This window comes from Saprospiraceae bacterium (assembly GCA_016710235.1).
GTDB lineage: Bacteria > Bacteroidota > Bacteroidia > Chitinophagales > Saprospiraceae > Vicinibacter.
In genome coordinates this window covers 1156502-1180284 of sequence record JADJLG010000001.1, presented here as the reverse complement: position 1 = coordinate 1180284, position 23783 = coordinate 1156502, and the positions used below count along the sequence as shown (strand labels likewise).

15 protein-coding genes are annotated in these 23783 nt (G+C 39.3%); 11 read left to right on the top strand and 4 right to left on the bottom strand.

Annotated features, from left to right (window positions below; genetic code table 11):
• Window positions 1-95 precede the first annotated feature (95 nt).
• The 7 genes from IPI99_04930 (at window position 96) to IPI99_04900 (ending at window position 9378) form a co-directional block, all read left to right on the top strand.
• Complete coding sequence (locus IPI99_04930; GenBank protein ID MBK7339854.1) at window positions 96-1622, top strand: T9SS type A sorting domain-containing protein; 1527 nt, start codon at window positions 96-98, stop codon at window positions 1620-1622.
• Between the two features lie 165 nt (window positions 1623-1787).
• Entirely contained in the window at window positions 1788-3314 is a 1527-nt protein-coding gene (locus tag IPI99_04925; GenBank protein ID MBK7339853.1) for a T9SS type A sorting domain-containing protein, read from the top strand.
• A 231-nt stretch (window positions 3315-3545) separates the two neighbouring features.
• A complete protein-coding gene (locus IPI99_04920; protein ID MBK7339852.1) occupies window positions 3546-4850 on the top strand; it encodes an insulinase family protein in 1305 nt (434 codons plus the stop codon).
• 221 nt (window positions 4851-5071) lie between these two features.
• On the top strand, window positions 5072-6103 hold the full coding sequence (locus tag IPI99_04915) for a rod shape-determining protein (GenBank protein ID MBK7339851.1): 1032 nt from the start codon (window positions 5072-5074) through the stop codon (window positions 6101-6103).
• Window positions 6104-6131: 28 nt separating this feature from the next.
• Window positions 6132-6962 carry a rod shape-determining protein MreC gene (gene mreC / locus IPI99_04910; protein ID MBK7339850.1) on the top strand — a complete coding sequence of 277 codons (831 nt, stop codon included), beginning with the start codon at window positions 6132-6134 and terminating at the stop codon, window positions 6960-6962.
• Window positions 6955-7476, top strand: a complete 522-nt coding sequence (locus IPI99_04905; protein MBK7339849.1) for a hypothetical protein — start codon at window positions 6955-6957, stop codon at window positions 7474-7476. The genes mreC and IPI99_04905 overlap by 8 nt, the downstream gene beginning before the upstream one ends.
• A 6-nt stretch (window positions 7477-7482) precedes the next feature.
• On the top strand, window positions 7483-9378 hold the full coding sequence (locus tag IPI99_04900; protein ID MBK7339848.1) for a penicillin-binding protein 2: 1896 nt from the start codon (window positions 7483-7485) through the stop codon (window positions 9376-9378).
• Window positions 9379-9724: 346 nt separating this feature from the next.
• Here the strand turns inward: IPI99_04900 and recA are convergent, their stop codons facing one another.
• On the bottom strand, window positions 9725-10774 hold the full coding sequence (recA, locus tag IPI99_04895; protein MBK7339847.1) for a recombinase RecA: 1050 nt from the start codon (window positions 10772-10774) through the stop codon (window positions 9725-9727).
• A gap of 169 nt (window positions 10775-10943) precedes the next feature.
• On the opposite strand from recA, the gene IPI99_04890 reads away from it, so the two are divergent.
• Window positions 10944-13937: an amidohydrolase family protein gene (locus IPI99_04890; GenBank protein MBK7339846.1), complete on the top strand. Its 2994-nt coding sequence runs from the start codon at window positions 10944-10946 to the stop codon at window positions 13935-13937.
• A 50-nt stretch (window positions 13938-13987) separates the two neighbouring features.
• Here the strand turns inward: IPI99_04890 and tmk are convergent, their stop codons facing one another.
• The 3 genes from tmk to IPI99_04875 all read right to left on the bottom strand — a co-directional run bounded on the left by tmk (window position 13988) and on the right by IPI99_04875 (window position 20483).
• A complete protein-coding gene (gene tmk, locus IPI99_04885) occupies window positions 13988-14608 on the bottom strand; it encodes a dTMP kinase (protein ID MBK7339845.1) in 621 nt (206 codons plus the stop codon).
• Window positions 14609-15160: 552 nt separating this feature from the next.
• Window positions 15161-17305 (bottom strand): T9SS type A sorting domain-containing protein, encoded by a 2145-nt coding sequence (locus tag IPI99_04880; GenBank protein ID MBK7339844.1) that lies wholly within the window; start codon window positions 17303-17305, stop codon window positions 15161-15163.
• 91 nt (window positions 17306-17396) lie between these two features.
• A complete protein-coding gene (locus tag IPI99_04875) occupies window positions 17397-20483 on the bottom strand; it encodes a leucine-rich repeat domain-containing protein (GenBank protein MBK7339843.1) in 3087 nt (1028 codons plus the stop codon).
• A gap of 255 nt (window positions 20484-20738) precedes the next feature.
• On the opposite strand from IPI99_04875, the gene IPI99_04870 reads away from it, so the two are divergent.
• From IPI99_04870 to mvaD, 3 genes are all read left to right on the top strand, one after another.
• Window positions 20739-22058 carry an amidohydrolase family protein gene (locus IPI99_04870; GenBank protein ID MBK7339842.1) on the top strand — a complete coding sequence of 440 codons (1320 nt, stop codon included), beginning with the start codon at window positions 20739-20741 and terminating at the stop codon, window positions 22056-22058.
• A 118-nt stretch (window positions 22059-22176) separates the two neighbouring features.
• Complete coding sequence (locus IPI99_04865; GenBank protein MBK7339841.1) at window positions 22177-22698, top strand: DUF4294 domain-containing protein; 522 nt, start codon at window positions 22177-22179, stop codon at window positions 22696-22698.
• Window positions 22695-23741 (top strand): diphosphomevalonate decarboxylase, encoded by a 1047-nt coding sequence (gene mvaD, locus IPI99_04860; GenBank protein MBK7339840.1) that lies wholly within the window; start codon window positions 22695-22697, stop codon window positions 23739-23741. The genes IPI99_04865 and mvaD overlap by 4 nt, the downstream gene beginning before the upstream one ends.
• Window positions 23742-23783 lie beyond the last annotated feature (42 nt).

The window sequence follows — 23783 nt, the reverse complement described above, 5'->3', positions numbered from 1 at the left end:
AATTAATTTATTTTTATTCCGGTTTTGATCATCTACCCCAATTCTAAATCCAAAGAGTTTGGACTAAAATAATCCTCATTCCAACAAGCAACAACATGAAAAAATACCTGATATTATTCTTACTCTTCCTGATTCAGATTGAATGTATAGCACAGTATTCTCGTGTGTACGAATCCTATAGAAAAAATATCAACCGGATAGCCGAAGGAATATTTTCTGACATCATAGAAGATGAACAGGGTAAAGCCTATTTTGGATCTGTTGCCTGGAGTTTGGACCCAAAGCAGACATTCAATTACACATTTGTGAGCAAACTGGATCGACTAGGAAATGTGGAGTGGGCCAAGCCGATTTCTGATACAGTTCAAGAGCCCTCCATTCCTCGCCTGATGGCGCAACTCAGAGATGGCAGGTATATCGTAGGGGGGAGTATTGTACAGGACAGTTTTACTTCAAATCAAAACTGGTTGGCATTTTTTGACGGAGATTTCAACAAACTGGATGAAAAGATTTATCCGGTAGAATACGACGCCAACGACCTCTGGAGTTTTCATCAACACAGCGATGGTGACCTGATATTTTGCGGCCTTTCCGGCAAATATTACAGGGAATTTGGAGGTGGCCTTGGATGGGGCAGAGCATTCATACTTTGCACGGATAGCCTCGGAGAGAAGAAATGGTATCACGAGTTTGATAATACAGTTCTTCCATTTGATCTGTACAGTTTTTATCATGTCACCGAAGATCACCTGGGTAATCTTTATGTATGCGGACAAAACTTCAGAAATGATCGGGATTGGAATGCGTTGTATGCAAAGTTTACTGCTGATGGTAGATTAATATGGTTTAAAGAGATAGACTCACCGGGATTTGCTGATCGATATACGTACATTCAGGAAAGACCTGACGGCAATCTGATCTTATTGGGAAGCAGCTATGATTATCAGACGGATTCAGTAGCGATATTGTATAGTATCATCGATACATCAGGAAAAATTATTCATGAATTTAAAGATACTCGAAATTACGAGTCAATAGGATATTGGCGATGTAAACCTACCCTGGATGGAAATATCATATGCGCAGGGGATATGCAAAGAACCGGAGATATTTTGGATGATGATTTGAGAAATGGAATGGCACACAAACTCAATATGGATGGGAAGATATTGTGGGAGCAGGAATACAGTGCAGTGGACAGCCTGGTAGAGTTGTTTTTTAACCTCGGCCTCTCTCGGGATGGTGGATTTTATTTTGGAGGCATCAGTTGGCTACCTGAGATTTATGAAAGCAGAAACTGGTTGGTACGGGTGGACAGCAACGGCTGCCTGATCCCGGGCTGCAATCCTGTAGGTATCACAGAAAAAGAATCCTATCCGGAACACTATGTCCTGGCACCGAATCCCACACAGGAAGACCTCTATGTGTACAGCAATGAGTACCACTACAAAGCATCCGAGATCTCCATTTTCAATGAATGGGGGACACAGGTTTACAGCTCGCGCATAGAGACTGCATACAAGCACAAGATCAATCTGAGCCAATTCAGTGCGGGCATATATTACTATGTCATCCATCGCGCCAATCAAAAACTACAGTCGGGCAGATTTGTAAAGATTTAATAGCCGGGTTGGATACTAGACCGACCTACTTGCAGGATATCAGGTGGAAAGAGTGATCAATTATCGGATAAATTAATTTATTTTTATTCCGGTTTTGATCATCTACCCCAATTCTAAATCCAAAGAGTTTGGATTAAAATAATACTCATTCCAACAATCAACAAAATGAAAAATTACCTGATAGTATTCTTACTCTTCCTGATTCAGATTGAATGTATAGCGCAGTATTCTCGTGTGTACGAATCCTATAGAAAAAATATCAGTAGAATCGTAGAAGGAATAGATACAGATATTATTGAAGATGAACAGGGTAAAGCCTATTTTGGATCTATAGCCTGGAGTTTGGACCCAAAGCAGACTTTCAATTACACATTTGTGAGCAAACTGGATCAAAGAGGAAATGTGGAGTGGGCCAAGCCGATTTCTGATACAGTGCAGGAGCCGAGTACTCCACGTTTGATGGCTCAACTCAGAGATGGCAGATATATCGTAGCTGGACGTATTGTGCAGGACAGTTTTACTTCAAATCAAAACTGGTTGGCATTTTTTGACGGAGATTTCAACAAACTGGATGAAAAGATTTATCCGGTAGAATACGACGCCAACGACCTCTGGAGTTTTCATCAACACAGCGACGGCGACCTGATATTTTGCGGCCTTTCGGGCAAATATTACAGGGAATTTGCAGGTGGCCTTGGATGGGGCAGAGCATTCATACTCTGCACGGATAGCCTCGGAGAGAAGAAATGGTATCGCGAGTTTTATGATACTTCCCGACCCAGAGATCTACACTGGTTTAGCCACGTTACGGAAGATCATCTGGGCAATATTTATGTCTGTGGATTTAATTCCAAAGCAGCCGTCACAGGCAATCGATTGATTGTAAAATTAAACAAAGAAGGAACTGTATTATGGTATAAGGAAATTGCTTCACCGGGATTTGCTGATCGGTATATGTACATTCAGGAAAGACCTGACGGCAATCTGATCTTATTGGGAAGCAGCTTTGATTTTCAGACGGATACTGCTGCGATATTGTATAGTATCATCGATACGTCAGGAAAAATTATTCATGAATTTAAAGATACTCGAAATTACGAACAAATTGAATATTGGCGATGTAAGCCTACCCTGGATGGAAATATCATATGTGCAGGGGATATGCAAAGAACCGGAGATATTTTTGATGATGATTTGAGAAATGGAATGGCACATAAACTCAATATGGATGGGAAGATATTGTGGGAGCAGGAATACAGTGCAGTGGACAACCTGGTAGAGTTGTTTTTCAATCTCGGCCTCTCTCGGGATGGTGGATTTTATTTTGGAGGCATCAGTTGGCTACCTGAGATTTATGAAAGCAGAAACTGGTTGGTACGGGTGGACAGCAACGGCTGCCTGATCCCGGGCTGCAATCCTGTAGGCATCACAGAAAAAGAATCCTATCCGGAACACTATGTTCTGGCACCGAATCCCGCACAGGAAGACCTCTATGTGTACAGCAATGAGTACCACTACAAAGCATCCGAGATCTCCATATTCAATGAATGGGGGACACAGGTTTACAGCTCGCGCATAGAGACGGCATACAAGCACAAGATCAATCTGAGCCAATTCAGTGCGGGCATTTATTACTATGTCATCCATCGCGCCAATCAAAAACTACAGTCGGGTAGATTTGTAAAGATTTAATGGCCGGGTTGGATACTTGATCGACCTACTTGCAGGATAGCAGTAGGAAAGAGTGATCAATTATCGGATAAATTAATTTATTTTTATTCCGGTTTTGATCATCTACCCCAATTCTAAATCCAAAGAGTTTGGACTAAAATAATCCTCATTCCAACAAGCAACAACATGAAAAAATACCTGATCCTTTTGCGAATTCACATAGCTTTGTGGTCTCAGGATGGATATTAAAATATGAATTCTCACGCAAAAGAAATCAATCAATACCTTAGATCACTCAAACCGGATTGGAATGTAAACTTACCCCATTTTAATCAATTCACCATCGACAAAGAGACTCAAATTTTTCTTGTTCCACCTTCCAACGATGCCCTCGTTTATTGTGAATTGGTTTTTGTCAATGGCAGAATTTCTGAAAAAAAGAAAATGGCTAGCAGACTTACTGCCAACCAGCTTTTTGAAGGTTGTAATGGCATGGAGTCCAAAGAGCTTGCGGATTTCTTTGATTTTTATGGTGTCAATTATAGTATGCAGGCCGACCTCGATTTCAGCAGTTTATCCTTTAGCTGTCTGCACAAACACCTGGCCCAGGTTGTGGAAATGATGGTCCGCGTGCTGACAGAGCCCTCCTTTTCTGAAGAAAATCTTGAGAAAGGTAAAAAAGCGATCCGCTCTCAACTCAAACACCAATTAACCGAACCGGACTTTGTCTCTTATAGAGAATTTACAGCTCGGGTTTATGGCCCACAAAGCATGTACGGCTACAACTCATCAGTAGAATTTCTGGAAGCACTGACCGTGCAAGACCTTAAAACTTATCATAAAGAAAACTACACCGCAAAAAACCTGAAGGTGTTTTATTCAGGAAAAATGATGCCTCAGGGGTCAAAAGACTATTGGACCACCGTACTCAAGCCTTTCTTTTCTATAGAAGATACCCGAGGCCAATTTCGATACCAAATGGAAGTCGGAATTCATTCTGACCATCATTACTATATCCCTTCCAGCACACAGGTGAGCTTGAAAATGGGTAGAAGAATGTTTGAGAGATCTCATCCGGACTTTTACCATAGCTACCTTACCAATACTATTCTTGGCGATTATTTTGGCTCAAGATTGATGAAGTCGATACGCGAGGATTACGGACTTACCTATGATATTCATTCGACGCTGGACAGCCAGGCTTGGGATGGATGTTTTTACATCAGTGCCGAGATCAATGCCGGAAGCAAAATCCAGACGATAGAAAAAATTCACTCCGAACTCAACAAGTTGAGAAGGGAACCCATTTCTTCCAAGGAGCTCAACACCGTGAAAAACTATCTTCTAGGTCACATTCTCCGCCTCATGGATGGCTCCATCCAAACCGCAATTCTCATTAAAATATTAGTCCTTGAATACAAAGGAGTGTCCGCATTTAGACAGCTTCTAAGCGCTATTGAAACTGCCACTCCGGAAGATATTCTCCGGATATCAAATCAGTACCTGAATCCGGCCGAATTTTTTACCATCACTGCAGGTGCCGGGAAGTCAGCATGAGTGTCCTACAACACTTAGAATATCGCTAAAATTTGGCAATAATGCATTAATTTTGTGTCCTTTCCAGACATATCCCTCTTATTCTTGCAGATTGAGCAGCAATTTGGATTGATTTTTGTTGTGCAACTGCTACAAAATATAGGTCAAAGAAGCATTTTTAAAGAAAAAGATCAAGCCGTAGCCCTCGAATGAGTGCAAAAAGGCATTAACCGGACTATAAAATGAAATTATTCAATCTCTTTATGCAAGAATTGGCGGTAGACCTGGGTACTGCCAATACTCTGATTATTCAAGACGACAAAGTAGTGGTGGACGAACCGTCCATTGTAGCAATAGATAAGAAAACGGGGGAAATCCTCGCCGTAGGAAATAAAGCCATGCAAATGCATGAGAAAACTCACAAAAACATCGACACAATACGTCCACTCAAAGATGGTGTAATCGCAGACTTCCAGGCCGCCGAAAGTATGATTCAAGGCATGATCAATATGATCGGCAACAAAAGACGCTTTTTCACTCACCTCAAAATGGTAATCTGCATCCCGTCAGGGATCACGGAAGTGGAAAAAAGAGCCGTGTTTGACTCCGCTGACCACGTAGATTCCAAAGAGACTTATCTGATCCATGAACCCATGGCTGCCGCATTAGGTATTGGCCTTGATGTCGAAGAACCGATCGGGAATATGGTAATCGACATTGGTGGAGGTACCACAGAGATCGCAGTAATTGCATTGTCAGGTATTGTATGCGACCAATCTATTCGCGTTGCCGGGGACGAATTTACCGAAGACATCATAGACTATATGCGCAGAGAGCACAATATGCTCATCGGTGAAAGAACTGCAGAAAAAATTAAAATAAACATCGGGGCAGCAACAAAAAATCTGGACATCATTCCGGAACCCTATCCGGTCAATGGCCGGGATCTGATGACTGGTATCCCGCGACAGATCGTGGTGAGATACGAAGAGACCGCAGAAGCTCTGGATAAGTCTATCATGAAGATAGAAGAAGCCGTGCTCAAAGCCCTGGAAATTACTCCTCCTGAACTCTCTTCAGATATTTATAGAACTGGGCTGTATCTCACAGGCGGCGGGGCTTTGCTCAAAGGATTGGACAAGCGGCTTTCTCTCAAGACAAAACTACCTGTCATCGTAGCAGACGACCCACTCAGAGCGGTCGTCAGAGGTACAGGTATCGCATTGAAAAACACAGATCGCTTTTCCTTCCTTATCGATCGAAAAAGCATCTGATCTGATCATCCGCGTTAGCTTGTAGATCATGTTCAGGGTATTTAGGCTTCTCGTTCAAAATGGTTCTTTCCTGCTGTTCGTATGCCTTCAGCTTTACTGCCTGTATTTGATCGTACAATATAACAAAAATCAAAACCAGGTTTATTTATATTCCAAACAAAAATGGGCCCTCACTATCCAGGACAAATATCAGTCTGTCATCAACTATCTCAACCTCACACAAAAGAATGCAGAAGTAGCAGCTGAAAATGCTCGATTGCTGGAAAAACATTTTTTACAATACGAACAGTCCCGATATACAGGATTGGACTCAACATCGCAACTGATCAATTTATATAAAGTAATCCCGGCAGTTGTAATCAACAATTCCGTGACAAAAGTTAACAATACAATCACCATCAATAAAGGTGGTGAGAACGGTATCGAACCCGGTATGGGCGTTGTCACTGCAAAAGGTGTGCTTGGAATCGTTACAGATACTACCAGACATTATTCTCTGGTTATGTCTTTACTCCACACCAAATCGAAAATCAGTGCCAAGCTTCAACGTACTCAATTTCCAGGTACCTTGGTTTGGAAAGGTTTCCACCCTGAACAATTACACCTGGAAGACGTACAAAAATATGCAGACGTCAAAGCTCATGATACGATTGTCACCAGCGGTTATAGTTTAGTTTTTCCGGAAGGATTGCCTATCGGAAGAGTAGAAGCATTTGAAATCCCCCAAGGCGCGTTTACTTATTCGATACAAGTGTCCTTGTTTCAAAATTTAAATACAATTGAGCAAGTCTATGTGATCGGTCACAACTACAAAAACGAAAAGGACCAATTGGAAAAACAAGCAGAAAAGTATGAATAGGATTTACGTCATACATGCAGTTCGCATCATTGTGCTGAGCCTCATTCAGGTGCTTGTGTTGCGCAATGTTCCGATGTCCTCTTCTGCAGGTCAGTACATATTCATCATTATTTATCCGGTAGGATTGCTTTTACTACCCATTGCCTTACCACAATTTTTTGCTTTAATGATCGCCTTCCTGGCAGGCACTTTTGTCGATATATTTTATCAATCGCCCGGTGTACATGCCGGAGCTTGCTTGTGGATGGTATTTATGCGCCCCTGGATACTCAAGTATTTTGAACCGAAATCCGGCTACTCTTCTTCTCAAAATCCTACAGGTGAGTCTTTGGGTATTTTCTGGTTTATGCGTTATGTGTCTGTATTGATGTTTGTGTTTTTCTTCAGTTATTTCGTACTGGAGGTATTTACCTTTGTATATATGGGAGAGATTTTATTGAAAGCAATATTGAGTTTTTCTGTATCTCTGTTTTTTATTTTCGTTTTACAAATATTGATCAACCCTAAATATTGATCTTGGATGTCAACATCAATAGCCACAACAAAATTTCGAATAATTGATTCGATTATCATTGGGATCGGATTCATCATGATTTTGTTGTTGTCCAAGCTGCAGTTGTTCGATCCTTTTTATTCTGCAAAAGCAAACACCACAACTTTAAATCAAAATACCATATATCCTTCGAGAGGTTTATTTTATGACAGAAATGGAAAATTGTTGGTCATCAATTATCCTACCTATGATATTTATACGGTTTTCAACAACATCAGTCCTCAAATGGACACTGCTAAATTTTGTAGATTGCTGAATATCACCCTTGACAAATTCCTGGAAAATCTCAAAAAAGACTGGACCACTGGAAAGTTCTCTAAGTCCATACCATTCGTATTTGCCAAAAATGTCGATGCCAGAACCTTTCTGCAATTTCAGGAGAACATGTTTCAGTTTCCCGGATTTACCGCAGCTCTCCGTTCTATCAGAGAATACCCGATTGCAAGTGGTGCAAATTTTTTAGGATACACTTCAGAGGTAACCCAACGCGATATCGACCAATCTGATGGTGAATACAAGCCGGGGGATTACATCGGTGTCGCTGGTGTAGAAAAAAAATACGAAGAATCGATCAAAGGCGAAAAAGGTGTTCACTTTGTGTTAAAGGATAATTTAGGCCGGGAAGTGGGACCATTTGAAAATGGAAAACTGGACAAAAACGCCACTGCAGGTGCGGATCTTGCTCTCAGTATTGACATAGACTTACAGAAATACGGAGAAAAACTCTTGGAGCATAAGGTCGGCAGTATCGTGGCCATTGAACCTTCAACAGGTGAGATACTTTGTCTGGTTACCTCTCCCACTTTTGATCCAAATTTACTCTCCATCAACCCGGATAGAGGCCATGCTTTTGCTGACTTGCTGAGAGACTCCCTCAAACCACTATTTGATCGGTCATCTGCCGCAAAATATCCGCCGGGATCTATATTTAAACCTGTTATGGCTCTGATAGCCTTACAGGAAGGCATTTTGACAGAAAACACAGCTCACGCTTGTCATGGAGGATATTTTTATAAATCGGTAAAGGTGGGTTGTCACATACATCCTGCTCCATACAATGTACCCACCGCTTTGCAACATTCTTGCAACGCCTACTTCATTGAGACATTCAGAGATTTTATTGACAAAGATGGATTCAACAAACCCGGAGGTAGGATGGATCTTCTGGTGAGGTATCTTCAAGCCTTTGGACTCGGCAAACCTCTCTATTCCGATGTGTCCGGAGAAAGTCCGGGATTTATTCCTACCTCAGACTTTTTCACCAGGAGATACAAAACAGACCAGTGGAGATCAACCTATATCATGTCTTTGGGCATAGGGCAGGGTGAATTTCAATTGACAACCTTGCAGATGGCTAATCTGGCTTGTATTATGGCCAACAGAGGCAGCTATATCACACCTCATCTACTCCGCGGTACCATAGACAATTCTTCCAAAGAGATCCTTCCACAGAGTTATGAAAGAATAAAAGTTCCGGTAGATCAAAAATATTTCAATCCCGTCATCGAAGGCATGGAGCTTGCAGTCAAAAGCGGTACTGCCACGCTTGCTTACAATGACAAACTGAGCATCTGTGGCAAGACAGGTACCTCTGAAAATCCTCATGGAGAAGACCACTCAGTATTTTTTGCATTTGCTCCAAAATACAATCCCAAAATTGCCATCGCTGTTTATGTCGAAAATGCAGGATGGGGTGGTGCTGTAGCTGCGCCTATCGCTTCTCTCATGATCGAAAAATATGTCACCGACAGCATCGCCAGACCCTCCCTGGAAAAATATATCATTGAAAAAAATCTGGTGAACCCTCGACCCAAAATCTCTAAACAGCCCATCGATACCAGCCTGCAAATTCCTCTGGAGTAAAATCATATATGCCTTTGGCTGATTTCTCCAAATTCAATTTAAGTTTTTTTTAACCAAAGCAAAGAAACGATGGTGAATCAATTGTCGTTTATTAATCAAAGTTTGGTATAAAGTTTTGGCTTCGTTATAAAATCGGGATATGTTTTCCCTACAGGGATTAGGGAGGGTCATCTGAAAAAACTCAGATGACCTTTTTTTTTGCACCAATTTCAAAACCATGATTCAGCTGATGATATCGGAGCAATATTCAAAAATGACTTATTTCTCTAAAAAAAACCGGCGAACCCTAAAGTTCGCCAGTATGGATATGTGGGATAAATAAAACCTTGCCTAAGGGCACGTCCTGTTAATCTTCGGATGATGACTCACCGTTACCGATTTTCACAGCCTTGGATGCGGACAATTTTGCCCTGATTTTGTCTTCTATTTCTCTTGACATTTCCGGATTGTCTTCCAGAAACTGTTTTGCAGCGTCCCTTCCCTGTGCGATTTTTGTACCTTCATACGCGTACCAACTACCCGATTTGTTGAGGACATTGAGTTCTGAGCCTAAATCTACGATCTCTCCTGTTTTAGAAATTCCGTGACCGTACTCGATATCAAATTCTGCTACCCTGAATGGTGGTGCGAGTTTGTTTTTGACCACTTTGACTTTTACGCGATTCCCGGTGATATTTCCGTCTTTGTCTTTGATAGCGTTGCCACTGCGGCGTATGTCCAACCTCTGAGAGGCATAAAACTTGAGCGCATTGCCACCGGTAGTTGTCTCCGGATTCCCGAACATCACACCTATTTTCTCCCTCAGCTGATTGATAAATATACAGCAGCATCCAGTCTTACTCAAGGTACCGGTAAGCTTTCGCAAAGCCTGAGACATCAATCTCGCCTGAAGACCCATCTTAGAGTCTCCCATCTCACCTTCAATTTCACTTTTGGGAACCAATGCAGCGACAGAATCTATAACAATGATGTCGATGGCTCCTGAGCGAATGAGGTTCTCAGCTATTTCCAACGCCTGTTCCCCATTATCCGGTTGTGATATCAACAGATTTTCCGTATCCACTCCCAGACCTTCAGCATAACTTCTGTCAAATGCATGTTCTGCATCAATGAATGCTGCAATGCCTCCTTTCTTTTGGCATTCTGCAATGGCATGAATGGCAAGAGTTGTTTTTCCGGAGCTCTCAGGGCCATATATCTCAATCACACGACCCTTTGGAAATCCACTTACGCCCAATGCAATATCAAGACCTATGCTGCCAGAACTGATTACGTCAACCTCATCAAGAAGTGGTTTATCGCCAAGCTTCATGATAGATCCTTTGCCATATGTCTTCTCCAGACGATCTACTGTGAGTTGCAGGGCTTTTAATTTCTCATCTTTCTCGCGTGACATATGTATTTTTTTTATATAAATGCGAAGGTAATAACTTCCCGGAATTGTCCTTTCATCTGCACTTATATTTTTAGGATTACTTTTACATATGGCCAGCGAAAATTAGCTTTACAACTTGATCACATATTTTATTCTGGTCATATTATTATCGTTTCAAATTTTCATCTCAATGTGGACTCAGATCAAAAAACTTATTCTCTATACGCTCACATTCCCATTGTTCTTCAGTTCATTCATAGAACTTTCCGGACAGATCACTTTCCCGGTAAATGATATCCGCGATCCGGAACACAGTCTCATCGTCCTCCGCAACTTGAATATTCATCAATCCTCTGATCGCACCGCTATCAAAGGTGATATTTTGATCGAAAACGGTATCATCCGCCAAATGAGTAGCATTCCAATCCAAATAGCCGGAGCTCAAATCATCGAATTAGATAGCATGCACATATATCCTTCCTTTATCGAACCTCTTTGCTCTTATGGGATTGGTGAACCTAAAACTACAGCTCCTTCTACCAACACCATGCTGAGTAGTCAGGAAGGTCCTTATTCGTGGAATGAGGCAATACGGACTACTGTCCATGCCGACGGAATGTTTAAAGTAAATGCTGACCAAGCAAAAATGTGGCGGGAAGCAGGATACTCTGTTGTAAATACGCACTATCCTGACGGAATCTCCAGAGGGAGCTCCTGCATAGTAAGTTTAGAGGAAAAAAATGAGCACCAAGTCATTCTCACTCCTGAAGCTTCCCATGTCTTGAGCTTGAACAAAGGTATGTCGTCACAGGAATACCCGGGCTCATTAATGGGCGCCATCGCTTTGATACGGCAGACTTATTACGATGGACAGCAGTATGTTAAAACAATTCTTCCCAAAGAATACAATCTAAGCCTGGTGGGGTGGAATTCACTTCAGCAAATGCCCCAAATCTTTATAGCTCAGGATAAACTGGATATCCTTCGTATTCAAAAGCTGGCTACAGAGTTCAACAAAAAATACTTTATAGTCGGGACTGGAGACGAATACCAGAGAGCTTCTGAAATCCAAAAGTCGAATGCCTCACTCATTCTGCCGATCAATTTTCCCAAAGCTTACACTCTGGATGGACCCTTTGACGCCAACCGCATCAATCTGGGGGATCTAAAGCACTGGGAAATGGCCCCTTACAATCCATCTATTCTAGCCTCATATCACATCCCTTTTGTGTTTACCAGCGCCGGCTTACAAAACAAATCCGATCTGGTAAAAAATATCAGATTAGCCATAAGCAAAGGACTTTCGCCCGAACTCGCTCTTTATGCGCTTACAGAAGGACCGGCTAGGATATTCGGCATATGGGACAAGGTAGGATCTCTCGATATTGGCAAACAAGCCAATTTTATCGTGACCACAGGTCCTCTTTTTGACGAGCAGACCAAAATCATCGAAAACTGGACCAGAGGCGACAGATATATTCTAAAACAACTGGAGAAAGAACCGGCAAGCTTTCCTTATAGCTTGATCATTGGCAACACACCATACGGAATTCATCTATTCAATCAGGACGGTAATTTGCGCGTAGAGTGTAAGACTCCCGACACCCTCACGCGTATCATCATGCGTGCTGACGGCAGCACCATTTCCGGTAGCTTGGTTAGTGCAGACAAAAAAAACTACCTGTTTACTTTGACCCAAAAAGATGGTCTTTGGTCAGGAACTGCACTTAGCCCGGAAGGGACTTGGGTACCCGCTAATATGTCCTTGGCTGCAGACATCCCTCTTCCTTCCCCCAAAGCCAAGCAAAATCCAAATAAAAAAGATAGTTTGACTGATTTATCTATTCCAAGACCATTTATGGCTTTTGGATGGAAAGAAAGACCTCAGCAATCCAATTTTCTTATAAAAAATGCAACGATCTGGACCTGTGAAAATACAGGTGTTCTGGAGAAGGCTGACATTGCCATTTCTTCAGGTAAAATCAAAGCTATAGGAAAAAACCTGAACCAGGCAGGCTACATTGTAATCGACGCAAGTGGCAAACACGTCTCTCCGGGAATTATTGACGAACACTCACACATTGCTATTTCGGGTGGAGTCAACGAATGTACCCAATCCAATACTGCAGAGGTGAGAATTGGCGACGTTGTAAATTCTGATGACATCAACATTTACCGTTTGCTTTCTGGTGGTGTGACCAGCTCACAACTATTGCATGGATCTTGTAATCCAATCGGTGGACAATCTGCACTGATCAAGTTGAAGTGGGGCTTTGCTCCTGAAGAAATGCAATACGGTGGTACAGATGGCTTTATCAAATTTGCTCTCGGTGAAAATGTCAAGCGTTCAGGATCACAGGCAAACAACCGTTATCCGGATTCTCGAATGGGTGTGGAGCAGGTCTATATTGACGCCTTTACCCGTGCCCAAGCTTACAAAGAGCAAAGGGCTAAAGATCCGAGCATGGTGAGAAAAGATTTGGAACTTGATGCTCTGACAGAAATTTTGGACAAAAAGAGATTTATCACCTGCCATTCTTACGTCCAAAGTGAAATCAATATGCTCATGCACGTGGCCACCAGGTTCGGTTTCAGAGTCAACACGTTCACCCACATCCTTGAAGGTTATAAAGTAGCGGACAAGATGAAAGCTCATGGAGCCGGAGCATCCTCATTTTCGGATTGGTGGGCTTATAAATTTGAGGTGTATGAGGCGATTCCTTACAATGGTGCTATCCTGCATAACGAGGGGGTAATCACTGCATTCAACTCAGATGATGCCGAAATGGCAAGAAGATTAAATCAGGAAGCCGCCAAAGCAGTCAAATATGGTGGAGTAAGCGAAACTGAAGCTTTGAAATTTGTGACTTTAAATCCGGCAAAACTGCTGCATATTGACAGCAGAACAGGTAGTCTACGAGAAGGGAAAGATGCTGATATTGTCATCTGGAGTGAAAACCCTCTTTCCGACTTTGCTGTAGCAGAAAAGACATTTGTAGATGGCATGTTGCTCTTTGACAGAGTTCAAGATAAAAGACTAAGAGAGGAAGTCAGGGCAGAGAGGGGCCGCTTGATTCAAAAATTACTGAAAGCAAAAGAAGAAGGCTCTCCTTCAGCCACATTTCAATCTAAAAAACAATTGTATTACCATTGTGATACGGTTGGAGACCAAGAAGAAGAATGATGCAAATCTGCATTTCCTGCCTTTTGTGAAGGATTGGTTACAATAGCGTGTTAAAGTAACTGATTTACTGCAGCCGAAATATCCTCGGCAACTTCCTTTGCATCTCTATTTCCATCTGTAATAAAAATATTCTCCTGAGATTTTAGAAGTTCAAATGCCTCAAAATACTTTTTACGCACCGCATTGAGATTCTCCATGTTTTCATACAATTCGATAGCGTCCCTGCTTTTTGTCAAGCGACTCATGCTGACCTCAGGATGAACATCTATATAAATATTGAGATCCGGTCTCAATAATTCAGCACTTTGAGCATTTGCAGCAATGACCCACTCCATGGACATATGTGCCCCATGATATGCATAAGAAGAAAAGTAATACCTGTCTGTGATTACCGTGAAACCTTCCTCCATTTTTTGCAGAATCCCATTTGTTTTATTCAACAAATGGTCCAACCTATCCGCTACAAACAATCCGGCTATCGTCCTGTGATCAGCCTCCATTTTATGATTGAATATGCTGCGTATCATCTGTCCTATAGGAGCATCTGTAGGCTCAAAAGTACAGTAAACTCGATGACCTGAACGCTCCAGATGTTCCTTCAGTCGATTTACCTGTGTGCTCTTACCACTACCATCTATCCCTTCGAAGGCAATAAATAAATTATTCTTCATCAAAATTTCTGCTTTGCCAAACCCTTAGTGAACATGTGATTTTATATCCTTATTCCAATTCACTCAAAAATCCCAAAGTTAGTCTTTCTAATTTGGAATTAAAATGTTTCCTAATATAATAAACTGCAGGTGCTCAAGAAAAAAAGGAATTTCTAATTGCTATAAAGAAAAACATGAAAACCCGATTTTTCTTTGAGATACTACATCACAGACAAATGAACGCCAATTCGGAAGCAAAATTTTAAAACTTATATTGCGACAGAATGGTTTCGCAATGTGAGAAGCGAGTGCATGATTTCAACCGATAATGTGGAAGTCTAGCAAAACTATGCTCCCATGTCAATTACTCCTATGAGAGTAAACTTGTGTTTTTTATATTTTTTTTTGGACCAATATTGGAGTACCCATTTGCAGCTCTCCAGAGCTCGTATAACAAATCTGTTCCTGCAAATTATTTGTTTTGTAATGCATGATTTGATTTTAAAATCATTTTGTTACACTCCAAAGCATAATCTGTTCCGACTAATTATAGCATCTCGGCTACACTTTCCCTTAATATTTTATTATTTTTTTACATATATATTGCCCTCCGACAAATAATTTTAATATAAAAGCCCCGGAACTAAATAAATGTATTTTGTTTTCTTTAGTCATTGCTTTTTCAATAATTTCCCCTTGCATATTTAATAATTCAAATGGAACATCTTTATCAAGACCACTAATACTAATATAATTATTTGTTGGATTAGGAAAAATCTGAATGGAATTATGATTTAGATTCTTTGTTTCTGTAGTGAGCCATGTACTATCACATGGATATGATTGAAAATTGATTACTTTATTTCCGGTTTCAAAGCATCTTAATTTTGTAACTAGGTTGCGTGGATCAAAAAATCCTTTTCCCAAATACAATTTAATATCAAAATAAGATGCTCCTATATTTTTATAAACAGGTACTACGATGTCATGCTGATAAGAGCCATTATTTGAGATTCGCAGTAGTTGCGTTGAAATCGTGTCCACGTTAATAATAGTATTGTAAAAAGAATCAATTTTTACATGAGCAGTTTTAGCACTATTAGTCCAGTGATCCCAATAATTGACTTCATAATCCGAATGTGTATTAAAATTGTAATGCATTTCAAAACTCCTCAATTCTGCATCCCAAAAATACATTTTATCATTTTCAAGGTACATAGAATCCTTATTATTTATCAAATAAATTTTCTTACCATTTCTCGATAAAGTATCGGTAATTTGAAATTTCAAAAAATTAACAAATGGTTGACTTGGATTACCGGAATCCTCTAGAGTTTCATAAGTCCACATAGATCCAATGGCCAAGTCTGGTTTAGGATTTGGCGCAGAAGGCTTAAGCCTAATAATTGTATCACATGGATATCCATCTAGACAACCCAATGAATCAACTCTGAGATGCCACACTTGGTTAGTTTGTACTTTATATGGATCTAATGCACTCAATTGCCAATTGCTATAAAATGCATCACCACAGGCTATGATATCTCCATTATCCAATTCCTCTGCCTTATTAAGATCAGAATATCTGTATTGTCCATAGACGTCAATATCTAATAATTCTTGAGGTAATTTATAGATACGCAACCATTTTATTTTCCCATTCGGAGACATGCGGCATATAAAACCATTCCATGCTGTGCTCAAGTCTCCTCCTGGAACTTTACTATCTCTAGTATCTCTTACCCTTCCTGTCGTCAGGATATCTCCATTTTTACATTCTTTTATTCGACTTGTTTTATAGTATCTTCCATCTATAAGTTGATTGTTAGGTAGCTCCACGCTCCATTCTAATTCCAATTTATTATTCAGTTTATTTACTGATCCAACAGTATAAGTATTTTGCTTTATTGGATGCTCACGGGTACAAAAATAATAATCTCCAGTTTTACTTACAAGCAAACTAACCCTGTTATTATTGTCGTCATTTTTACATTGGAAAGAATCTAACACATTGCCTTCTGTACTTATTTTAAGAATCTTAAATGTTGGTACTATATTAGATACACCAGCTGGGGCGCCACTATTCATAATAAATGCCATATTTCCATCCGGTGTACTTTGCAAATCATGAGCTAAATGTGCCCACTCTCCAAGAGTATATTTTATTGACCAACTGATTTGCAAGGAACTTGTGTCGATACAAGATAGGATAATCTTTGGTGCTATATTACTTGAATTAGGTAGTTCTTTAGCTAAAGTAAATATATTATTATAAATATTGAAAATACCAGTGCTATATAATTGTACATTTGAATTTGTTGAACTAATAATTGTCGAGTTTTGCTCTTCAAATTTATTGGTAAATTTACTAATAAAATATTGATTTGCCAAATTATCCCATCTCTTTGAAGTGATTAAGAATGAACTATTTCTAATTGTCGATATATTAAAATTATTAGCTAATCCAATATTTTCAAATTTGAAACTTTCGAGAATCTGACCCGCAAAATTAGTTTTCAAAATTTCTGTGCAATTTCTATTTCCCAAATCAAAAGAACAAAATTTTTCACAAAACAAATAATTAATTCCGTTATGTAAGGTAAAGTCAGAAAAAAAACTCCCTGCAACACTCGATTCGATATGATATAATTTTGAAAAAGTATTTTGGCCTAAAAGGCAATTAAAACTAACTAAACTTATTAATAAAATATGCTTCATAATATAAATGTATTTTTGATTATTAATTCAAATTATCCAATAAAAAAATTATAGCAGATGATCGTTGTCATCTGCTATAAAAAAAATCAAATTACTTTATACGGACTACTATCTTAGTATCCATAACTTTATTTTCGGATAGCAATCGAATAAAATAAATACCGGAAATCAAATGACTGCAGTCCAATACAATTCTACTTCCTTCCATATTAAATCCATTTGTTGGCATTCTGCTTCCCTGCAAATTATAGATAAAAATTTCCTTCGGCAAATCATCTACATCACATCTTAAAATATCATTCACAGGATTGGGAAAACAATTTGCCTCCTCTACTAATCCCTCTTTCTTTTTGCCCCAAGATTCCGCATCTTTTACTCCAATTGTTATATCCAATGTATCACAGCAAGACCATCTTTTGTCAAAGCGAATTGTATCAAGATCTTCATTGCTTATTATCCCAAAGCCATTGCATTTAATGGCATTCTGGCATAAGACTGTCTCTATTAAATTCCCACTACAGTCATAGAATTTAGTTTCCACAATTCTGGTATTGCAACCATCATCCCTACAACAAACCGTTTGAATGTAAATAAGTCTATTGCCTTTTACTTCTACAAAACCAGCTTCTGCATTTGCATATATACACATTTCATTTCCCATGCATTGAACAGTGTTCAAAGTATCTCTTATCCATGGGATACTATTAATATTACTCCATTCATCCCCTTTACAACTATTTCCACAAAGTTTAATGAATCGATTATAAAGCGGATTAGTCTCCATTATCTGATCCCCAAAAGGACAGAAGAAAATTATCTTCTCTGTAAAAGTATTCAAATAATTAGTACTAAAGTCAACTCTTCCTATCTGGAGTTTATGCAGTTTGCTGAGTTCATCAGGCAGTTCTCCAAAAATAAGATTATGGTCTAACTTTAACTCCTGTAATTCGGTGAGACTTCCCAAAAAAGGAGGAACGACCTCACTTACTATATTCTCCCCGAGGTCCATTACGGCAATATCTTTCCAGCTTTTCATTACAGGAGAAAATACACCCTCTATCATATTATTTCTGAGCTTAAGGTACTTTATAAAAGGTGTGTTTAAAGCTGGAATATTCCCTGTGATACCATTATTTGACAAATTTAACGTATCCAGTGTATTTAAATTTAATCCTGGAAGTTGTCCCCTCAATCCGTTGTTTTCTAAAACAATACTTTGGACACATCCTCCATTTGTTGCAGTAATACCATACCAACTGGAAATAGCTTGCCCGGGAATGAGCCAATTGTCTTTTCGATTCCAGTCGTCCCCATGAGTTCCATTATAAAGTTTGACCAACTCCAGACTATCGTTTTTTACGTCGCAGACCCTAACAGAAATGGTGTAACTCTCAAGTGTCAGTTCCGGTAATCTTAGGTTGCTTACTTTGACAAAATATCTGCCTGCATCTTTCAGCTGGATATCTGTGAAATTGTATGTGTTGGAACGGTTATTCTGCAATGGATCCATAGACCATGTAGGATTATCAATATTTTGCCATAAATATTTACTGTCAGTAAGCGATGAATCAATCTCCAGATTCACTTTAAGGTCACTCCCCGCTACTACATCGAAACTTGTATCCCGGTAAAACTTTCTTTGTGGAGAGTAGGTATAATTTGCTAATTTTCCAATATTGATTTTTAAAGGTTCACAAACAAAGTTGTTGCCATCAATTGATATACTTGCACTTCTTGGAAATTCAAAATCACCTACTGTACCACTTAAGTTATTATTCGATAAATATAATTGTTTTAATGTTGAAGGTAAAAAATCCGGTATAGGCCCTGTTAAATGATTATCAGATAAATTTAAATATTCCAGATTTGGCGCATTTAACTTTGGAATCACGCCTTCCAATCGATTATTCGATAGTTTCAGTTTAATCAAATTTGGAAAGTTAAATTCAGGGATCTCTCCGGTCAATTGATTAAGCGACAAATTCAAATACAAAACGCTCGTTGACTTAAAATTAGGTATTGATCCGGTCAATCGATTGTTTGACAAAGTCAATTCTTTTAAATTTGGTAGCTCAAATTCAGGTATTTCTCCGCTCAATTGATTATTTGATAGATTTAATTCAAATAATATATTTAGATTGAAGTCCGGTATATTTCCACTCAACTTGTTATCACTTAGATTCAAAACCCATAAATTTGGTAAATTGAAATTTGGAATACTCCCTGTAAGTTTATTATTATCTATTCTTAAATAACTTAATTTTAAAAACTTTAAATTAAGTATTTGGCCAATTAGCTGATTTTTATTGATTGTTAAAACTTCCAAATCTGGAAAATTAAAATCCGGTATTTCTCCACTCAACTGATTATATTCCAAGTACAAATTTTTTAATTTCGGCAAATTAAAATTTGGTATTTGACCCGATAATTTATTGTGAGCTAAGCCTAAAATTTCCAAATCTGGAAAATTAAAATCCGGTATTTCTCCACTCAACTGATTTATTGACAAATTCATTTCTATTAAATTTGGCAATTCAAGACGAGGAATCTCGCCTGCGAAATTGTTAGAAGTTAACCGGAAAATCTTTAAATCTGGAAAATTAAAATCCGGAATTTCTCCACTCAATTGATTGGAAGTCAAATCAATGATCGATAATTTTGGTGACTTAAATTCCGGTAATTGCCCAGTTAAATTATTGTACGACAAATCTAACTTATTCAGTTCAGGCAGGTCTAAGTCGGATACAAATCCACTCAATTTATTATTGTTTAATTCTAGAATTTTCAAGCGAGGCAAATTAAAGTCTGGAATTAAACCAGAGAGATTATTCTCGGAAAGAAGAAGCCAATTGAGCATTGGTAAATTTAATTCCGGTATTTGATTAATTAGACCATTATCGATCAAACCTATCTTGAATACGCACCCATTGGAATCCGTCTGTACTCCGTACCACTTATCATAGGAAGTTTTCAGATCCCATTTAATTTTCCAATTTGATCCTCCGGTGGATTGATACAATTTTACTAACTCCAGGGAGTCAGAAATTCTGTTGCATTGTGCCTTGACGCTGACAAAAATGAACAAAAAAAAAGAATACATGGCAAAGTGTACAATAGCCTTATTTCTCATATCTTCAGGTTGTTTGAGTACTCTATATGTGATCAAAAAAGCAGACATTTACATCTGCATGTTTCACAAAGCTAATTAAATATTTGAATTTTACAAAAAAAGCTTCAATTATCTTCTGTTCCTTAACTTAGAATTTTATTTAATCCCATTTTATTCAATATTTTAATCATTCATATTCTGATGATTTTCAGTTTTTAGGCCTCAATTGATCTAACCTTACCTTGAGATCAATCAAAATTCCAATAATCTCTGCTCATATTCTTTTTCTATCTTTACTCTTCATTTTTCTGCAAGGCTTTTTGTATGTTGAAATTATTCAAATTCAGGTTTCGGACTCTTCCGGTTTACAGTTTTACCAACTTTCTCCTGCTTTACTGTGCATTTGTCATTACCGCGTTTGCCCAAAACCAACCCGCAGCTCCGCAATCCAAGGATTTAGCAATCTCCCGAGGCAGAATCCATGTCGGAAACGGTTCTGTTATAGAATCCGGGTTAATTTTGGTTTCAAAAGGAAAAATAACATATTGCGGAGCTGACTTAAGCAAAAATTCAAGCGAAAGCATACAAATCGACGCAAGTGGCATGGATATCTATCCTGGCCTGATCGCTTGCAATACAAGCGTTGGGTTAAATGAAATCGAACAGGTGAAAGCCACTCATGATGCTTCGGAATTGGGCATGATGAATGCAAATGTCAGAAGTATTATCGCATACAATACTGATTCGAAAATTCAAGCTACTCTTCGAAGCAACGGAGTTTTGATCGCTGAAGTTGTACCTGAAGGAGGCAGAATCAGCGGCCAGTCTTCTGTAGTCCAACTCGATGCTTGGAATTGGGAAGATGCAGCCATCCGCCAAGACAATGCGATACACCTCAGATGGCCGAATATTTCACGTAAATTGACCGCCGGAGAGAATCCGCCAACGCCAAAACAAGATCCTTATAAGGTTCAACGCGACGAGCTTGACGATTTTTTTAATGCTGCAAAAGCATACTCGCAAGAAGTCACACACAATGAAATCAACCTCAGGTATGAGGCTATGAGTGGATTGTGGAATTGCTCAAAAAAACTTTTCGTCCATGTTTCTGAAGCACAAGCGATGCAAGATGTAGTGGTGTGGGCAGCTAATCATGGTATCACTCCAATCTTGGTGGGAGCCGAAGATGCCTATTTGTTGCTGGATTTGCTCAAAGCATATCACATTTCCATCGTACTCACGGGTACTCATAAAATGCCGATGAGGGAAGACGAAGACATCGATTTAGCTTTCAAAATGCCCAAAATATTAAATGATGCAGGCATTCCATTTTGCCTGAGCGTACCGGGTTTCTGGCAGGTTAGAAATCTCGCCTTTCAGGCAGGGCAGAGTATTGCCTTTGGACTAACCCATGAAGAAGCCTTGCGTATGGTGAGCTTTAATGCTGCTCAAATCCTGGGCATTGCTGATCAGGTAGGCACACTGGAACAGGGCAAAGACGCTACCTTATTTATTTCCCAGGGAGATGCTCTTGACATACGAACTCAAAATGTAAAATATGCGTTCATTCAAGGAAGAAATTTAGACTTGTTTGATCATCAAAAGAAATTATATCAGATTTACAAGGAAAAATATAAGCAATAAAGCCTTGAAGTTTTGGTGCAACATTTTTCACCGACAAAAGCACATTTTGACTTTTGCATGTAGCTTACTGTCTTTGGGTCTCTCTTTCGGACAGAGTAAAGAATACAAAGAATACAATATGATGGTTGATAGCCAGTGGGTGACCGTTTTTGTAAAAGAGGGTGACACCATCATAGTCGCTAGCTTAGAGAAAGTTGTAGTTCAGGCTCCCAAAGAATTTGATTACGGGGACCAAAGGGAGCTTTATTCTAAATATCGTCGAGCCGCAGCAGTAGCTTACCCTTATGCCGTTCAAGCCGTAAGGCTTTATCTCCAACTTCAAAAAGAACTCGAAGGTAAGTCAGAAAAAGAGCAAAAAAAGATAATCAAAAACCTCAACAAACAGCTCAAAGACGAATTCGAGGATCCGCTGAAAAATCTGACGAGAACTCAGGGACTTCTGTTGACTAAAATGATAGAAAAAAAATTCGACAAGTCTTTTTATGACATCATCAAAGAACTCAAAGGAGGTTTTTCTGCTTATTATTGGAACGTTCTCAGCAAACAATTTGGCTATGACCTCAAGAACGAATATCGATATGGTGCTGACGAAGTGATGGATGCAGTATTGGAAGATTTTGATATAAACAAAGATTTATGATCAGCGAACACAAAACTTGCTGGAGTAGCCCCTCCAATATTGCTATTATCAAATACTGGGGAAAGTATGGCAATCAGCTGCCCATGAATCCTTCCTTGAGCTTTACTCTTGATTTTTGTCGCACTACAACAACCATTGATTGGAGTCCTGTCGGCCTGGAAAACGGTGGATTTGAATTTTATTATGATGGAAAAAGAAAACCCGAATTTGAAACAAAACTCAATGCTTTTTTTATAAAAATAAAAAAGGAATATCCATTATTCGGAGAAATTCAACTCAAGATAAATTCCGTCAATAATTTCCCGCATTCTGCTGGAATCGCTTCTTCAGCATCCGCCATGAGTGCGCTGTCGTGTTGTCTGACAGATATTTACTGTGAACTAAAGAGCAATTTTAAAATTGGCTCAATAGATTTTTGTCGCATGGCTTCAATACTCAGTAGGCTAGGCAGCGGTTCTGCCTGCAGGTCTGTATATCCTGAGGCTGCATCCTGGGGAAAATTCGACTTTGTAAAAGGATCGGATGATCATTTTGCCTCGCCTTGTCAACAATTTCTTGACCCCTTATTCCAGCATCTGAACGATTGGATTTTGATCGTCAATGAATCTGAGAAATCGGTTTCTTCGAGTTTGGGCCATCAATTGATGGAAAACCACCATTACAGACAGGGGCGTATAGCCCAGGCTCACCAAAACATCAACCATCTCATCCTTGCCCTCCAATCAGGAGATTGGGAAAAATTTGCTGAAATTTCAGAAGAAGAAGCGCTTTCTCTTCACGGTTTAATGATGAGTTCACAACCGGGTTATATTTTGCTTGAACCACAATCTTTACAGTTGATTCGAATCATCCGGGAAGCGAGAAAAAAGCAGGGTATTCCTGTTTGTTTTACAATAGACGCAGGACCCAATATCCACATGTTGTTTCCCGATCGTGCATTTTCGCAGGTGAGTCAGTGGGCTTCCGAGCATTTGATGGGCTTACTTTCTCCTGAAAGCATCATCAAGGACAATTCCGGTAAAGGTCCATTAAAAATATCCTAAAGTTTAACTTTTATCACGTCAGAAATAGTTGTTTTTACGGAA

Coding starts and splice junctions, on each gene's coding strand:
- IPI99_04930 (MBK7339854.1), top strand. CDS start 96: ATGAAAAAATACCTGATATTATTCTTACTCTTCCTGATTCAGATTGAA.
- IPI99_04880 (MBK7339844.1), bottom strand. CDS start 17,305: ATGAAGCATATTTTATTAATAAGTTTAGTTAGTTTTAATTGCCTTTTA.
- IPI99_04915 (MBK7339851.1), top strand. CDS start 5,072: ATGAAATTATTCAATCTCTTTATGCAAGAATTGGCGGTAGACCTGGGT.
- mvaD (MBK7339840.1), top strand. CDS start 22,695: ATGATCAGCGAACACAAAACTTGCTGGAGTAGCCCCTCCAATATTGCT.
- tmk (MBK7339845.1), bottom strand. CDS start 14,608: ATGAAGAATAATTTATTTATTGCCTTCGAAGGGATAGATGGTAGTGGT.
- mreC (MBK7339850.1), top strand. CDS start 6,132: ATGTTCAGGGTATTTAGGCTTCTCGTTCAAAATGGTTCTTTCCTGCTG.
- IPI99_04890 (MBK7339846.1), top strand. CDS start 10,944: ATGTGGACTCAGATCAAAAAACTTATTCTCTATACGCTCACATTCCCA.
- recA (MBK7339847.1), bottom strand. CDS start 10,774: ATGTCACGCGAGAAAGATGAGAAATTAAAAGCCCTGCAACTCACAGTA.
- IPI99_04870 (MBK7339842.1), top strand. CDS start 20,739: ATGTTGAAATTATTCAAATTCAGGTTTCGGACTCTTCCGGTTTACAGT.
- IPI99_04925 (MBK7339853.1), top strand. CDS start 1,788: ATGAAAAATTACCTGATAGTATTCTTACTCTTCCTGATTCAGATTGAA.
- IPI99_04875 (MBK7339843.1), bottom strand. CDS start 20,483: ATGTCTGCTTTTTTGATCACATATAGAGTACTCAAACAACCTGAAGAT.
- IPI99_04900 (MBK7339848.1), top strand. CDS start 7,483: ATGTCAACATCAATAGCCACAACAAAATTTCGAATAATTGATTCGATT.
- IPI99_04920 (MBK7339852.1), top strand. CDS start 3,546: ATGAATTCTCACGCAAAAGAAATCAATCAATACCTTAGATCACTCAAA.
- IPI99_04905 (MBK7339849.1), top strand. CDS start 6,955: ATGAATAGGATTTACGTCATACATGCAGTTCGCATCATTGTGCTGAGC.
- IPI99_04865 (MBK7339841.1), top strand. CDS start 22,177: ATGATGGTTGATAGCCAGTGGGTGACCGTTTTTGTAAAAGAGGGTGAC.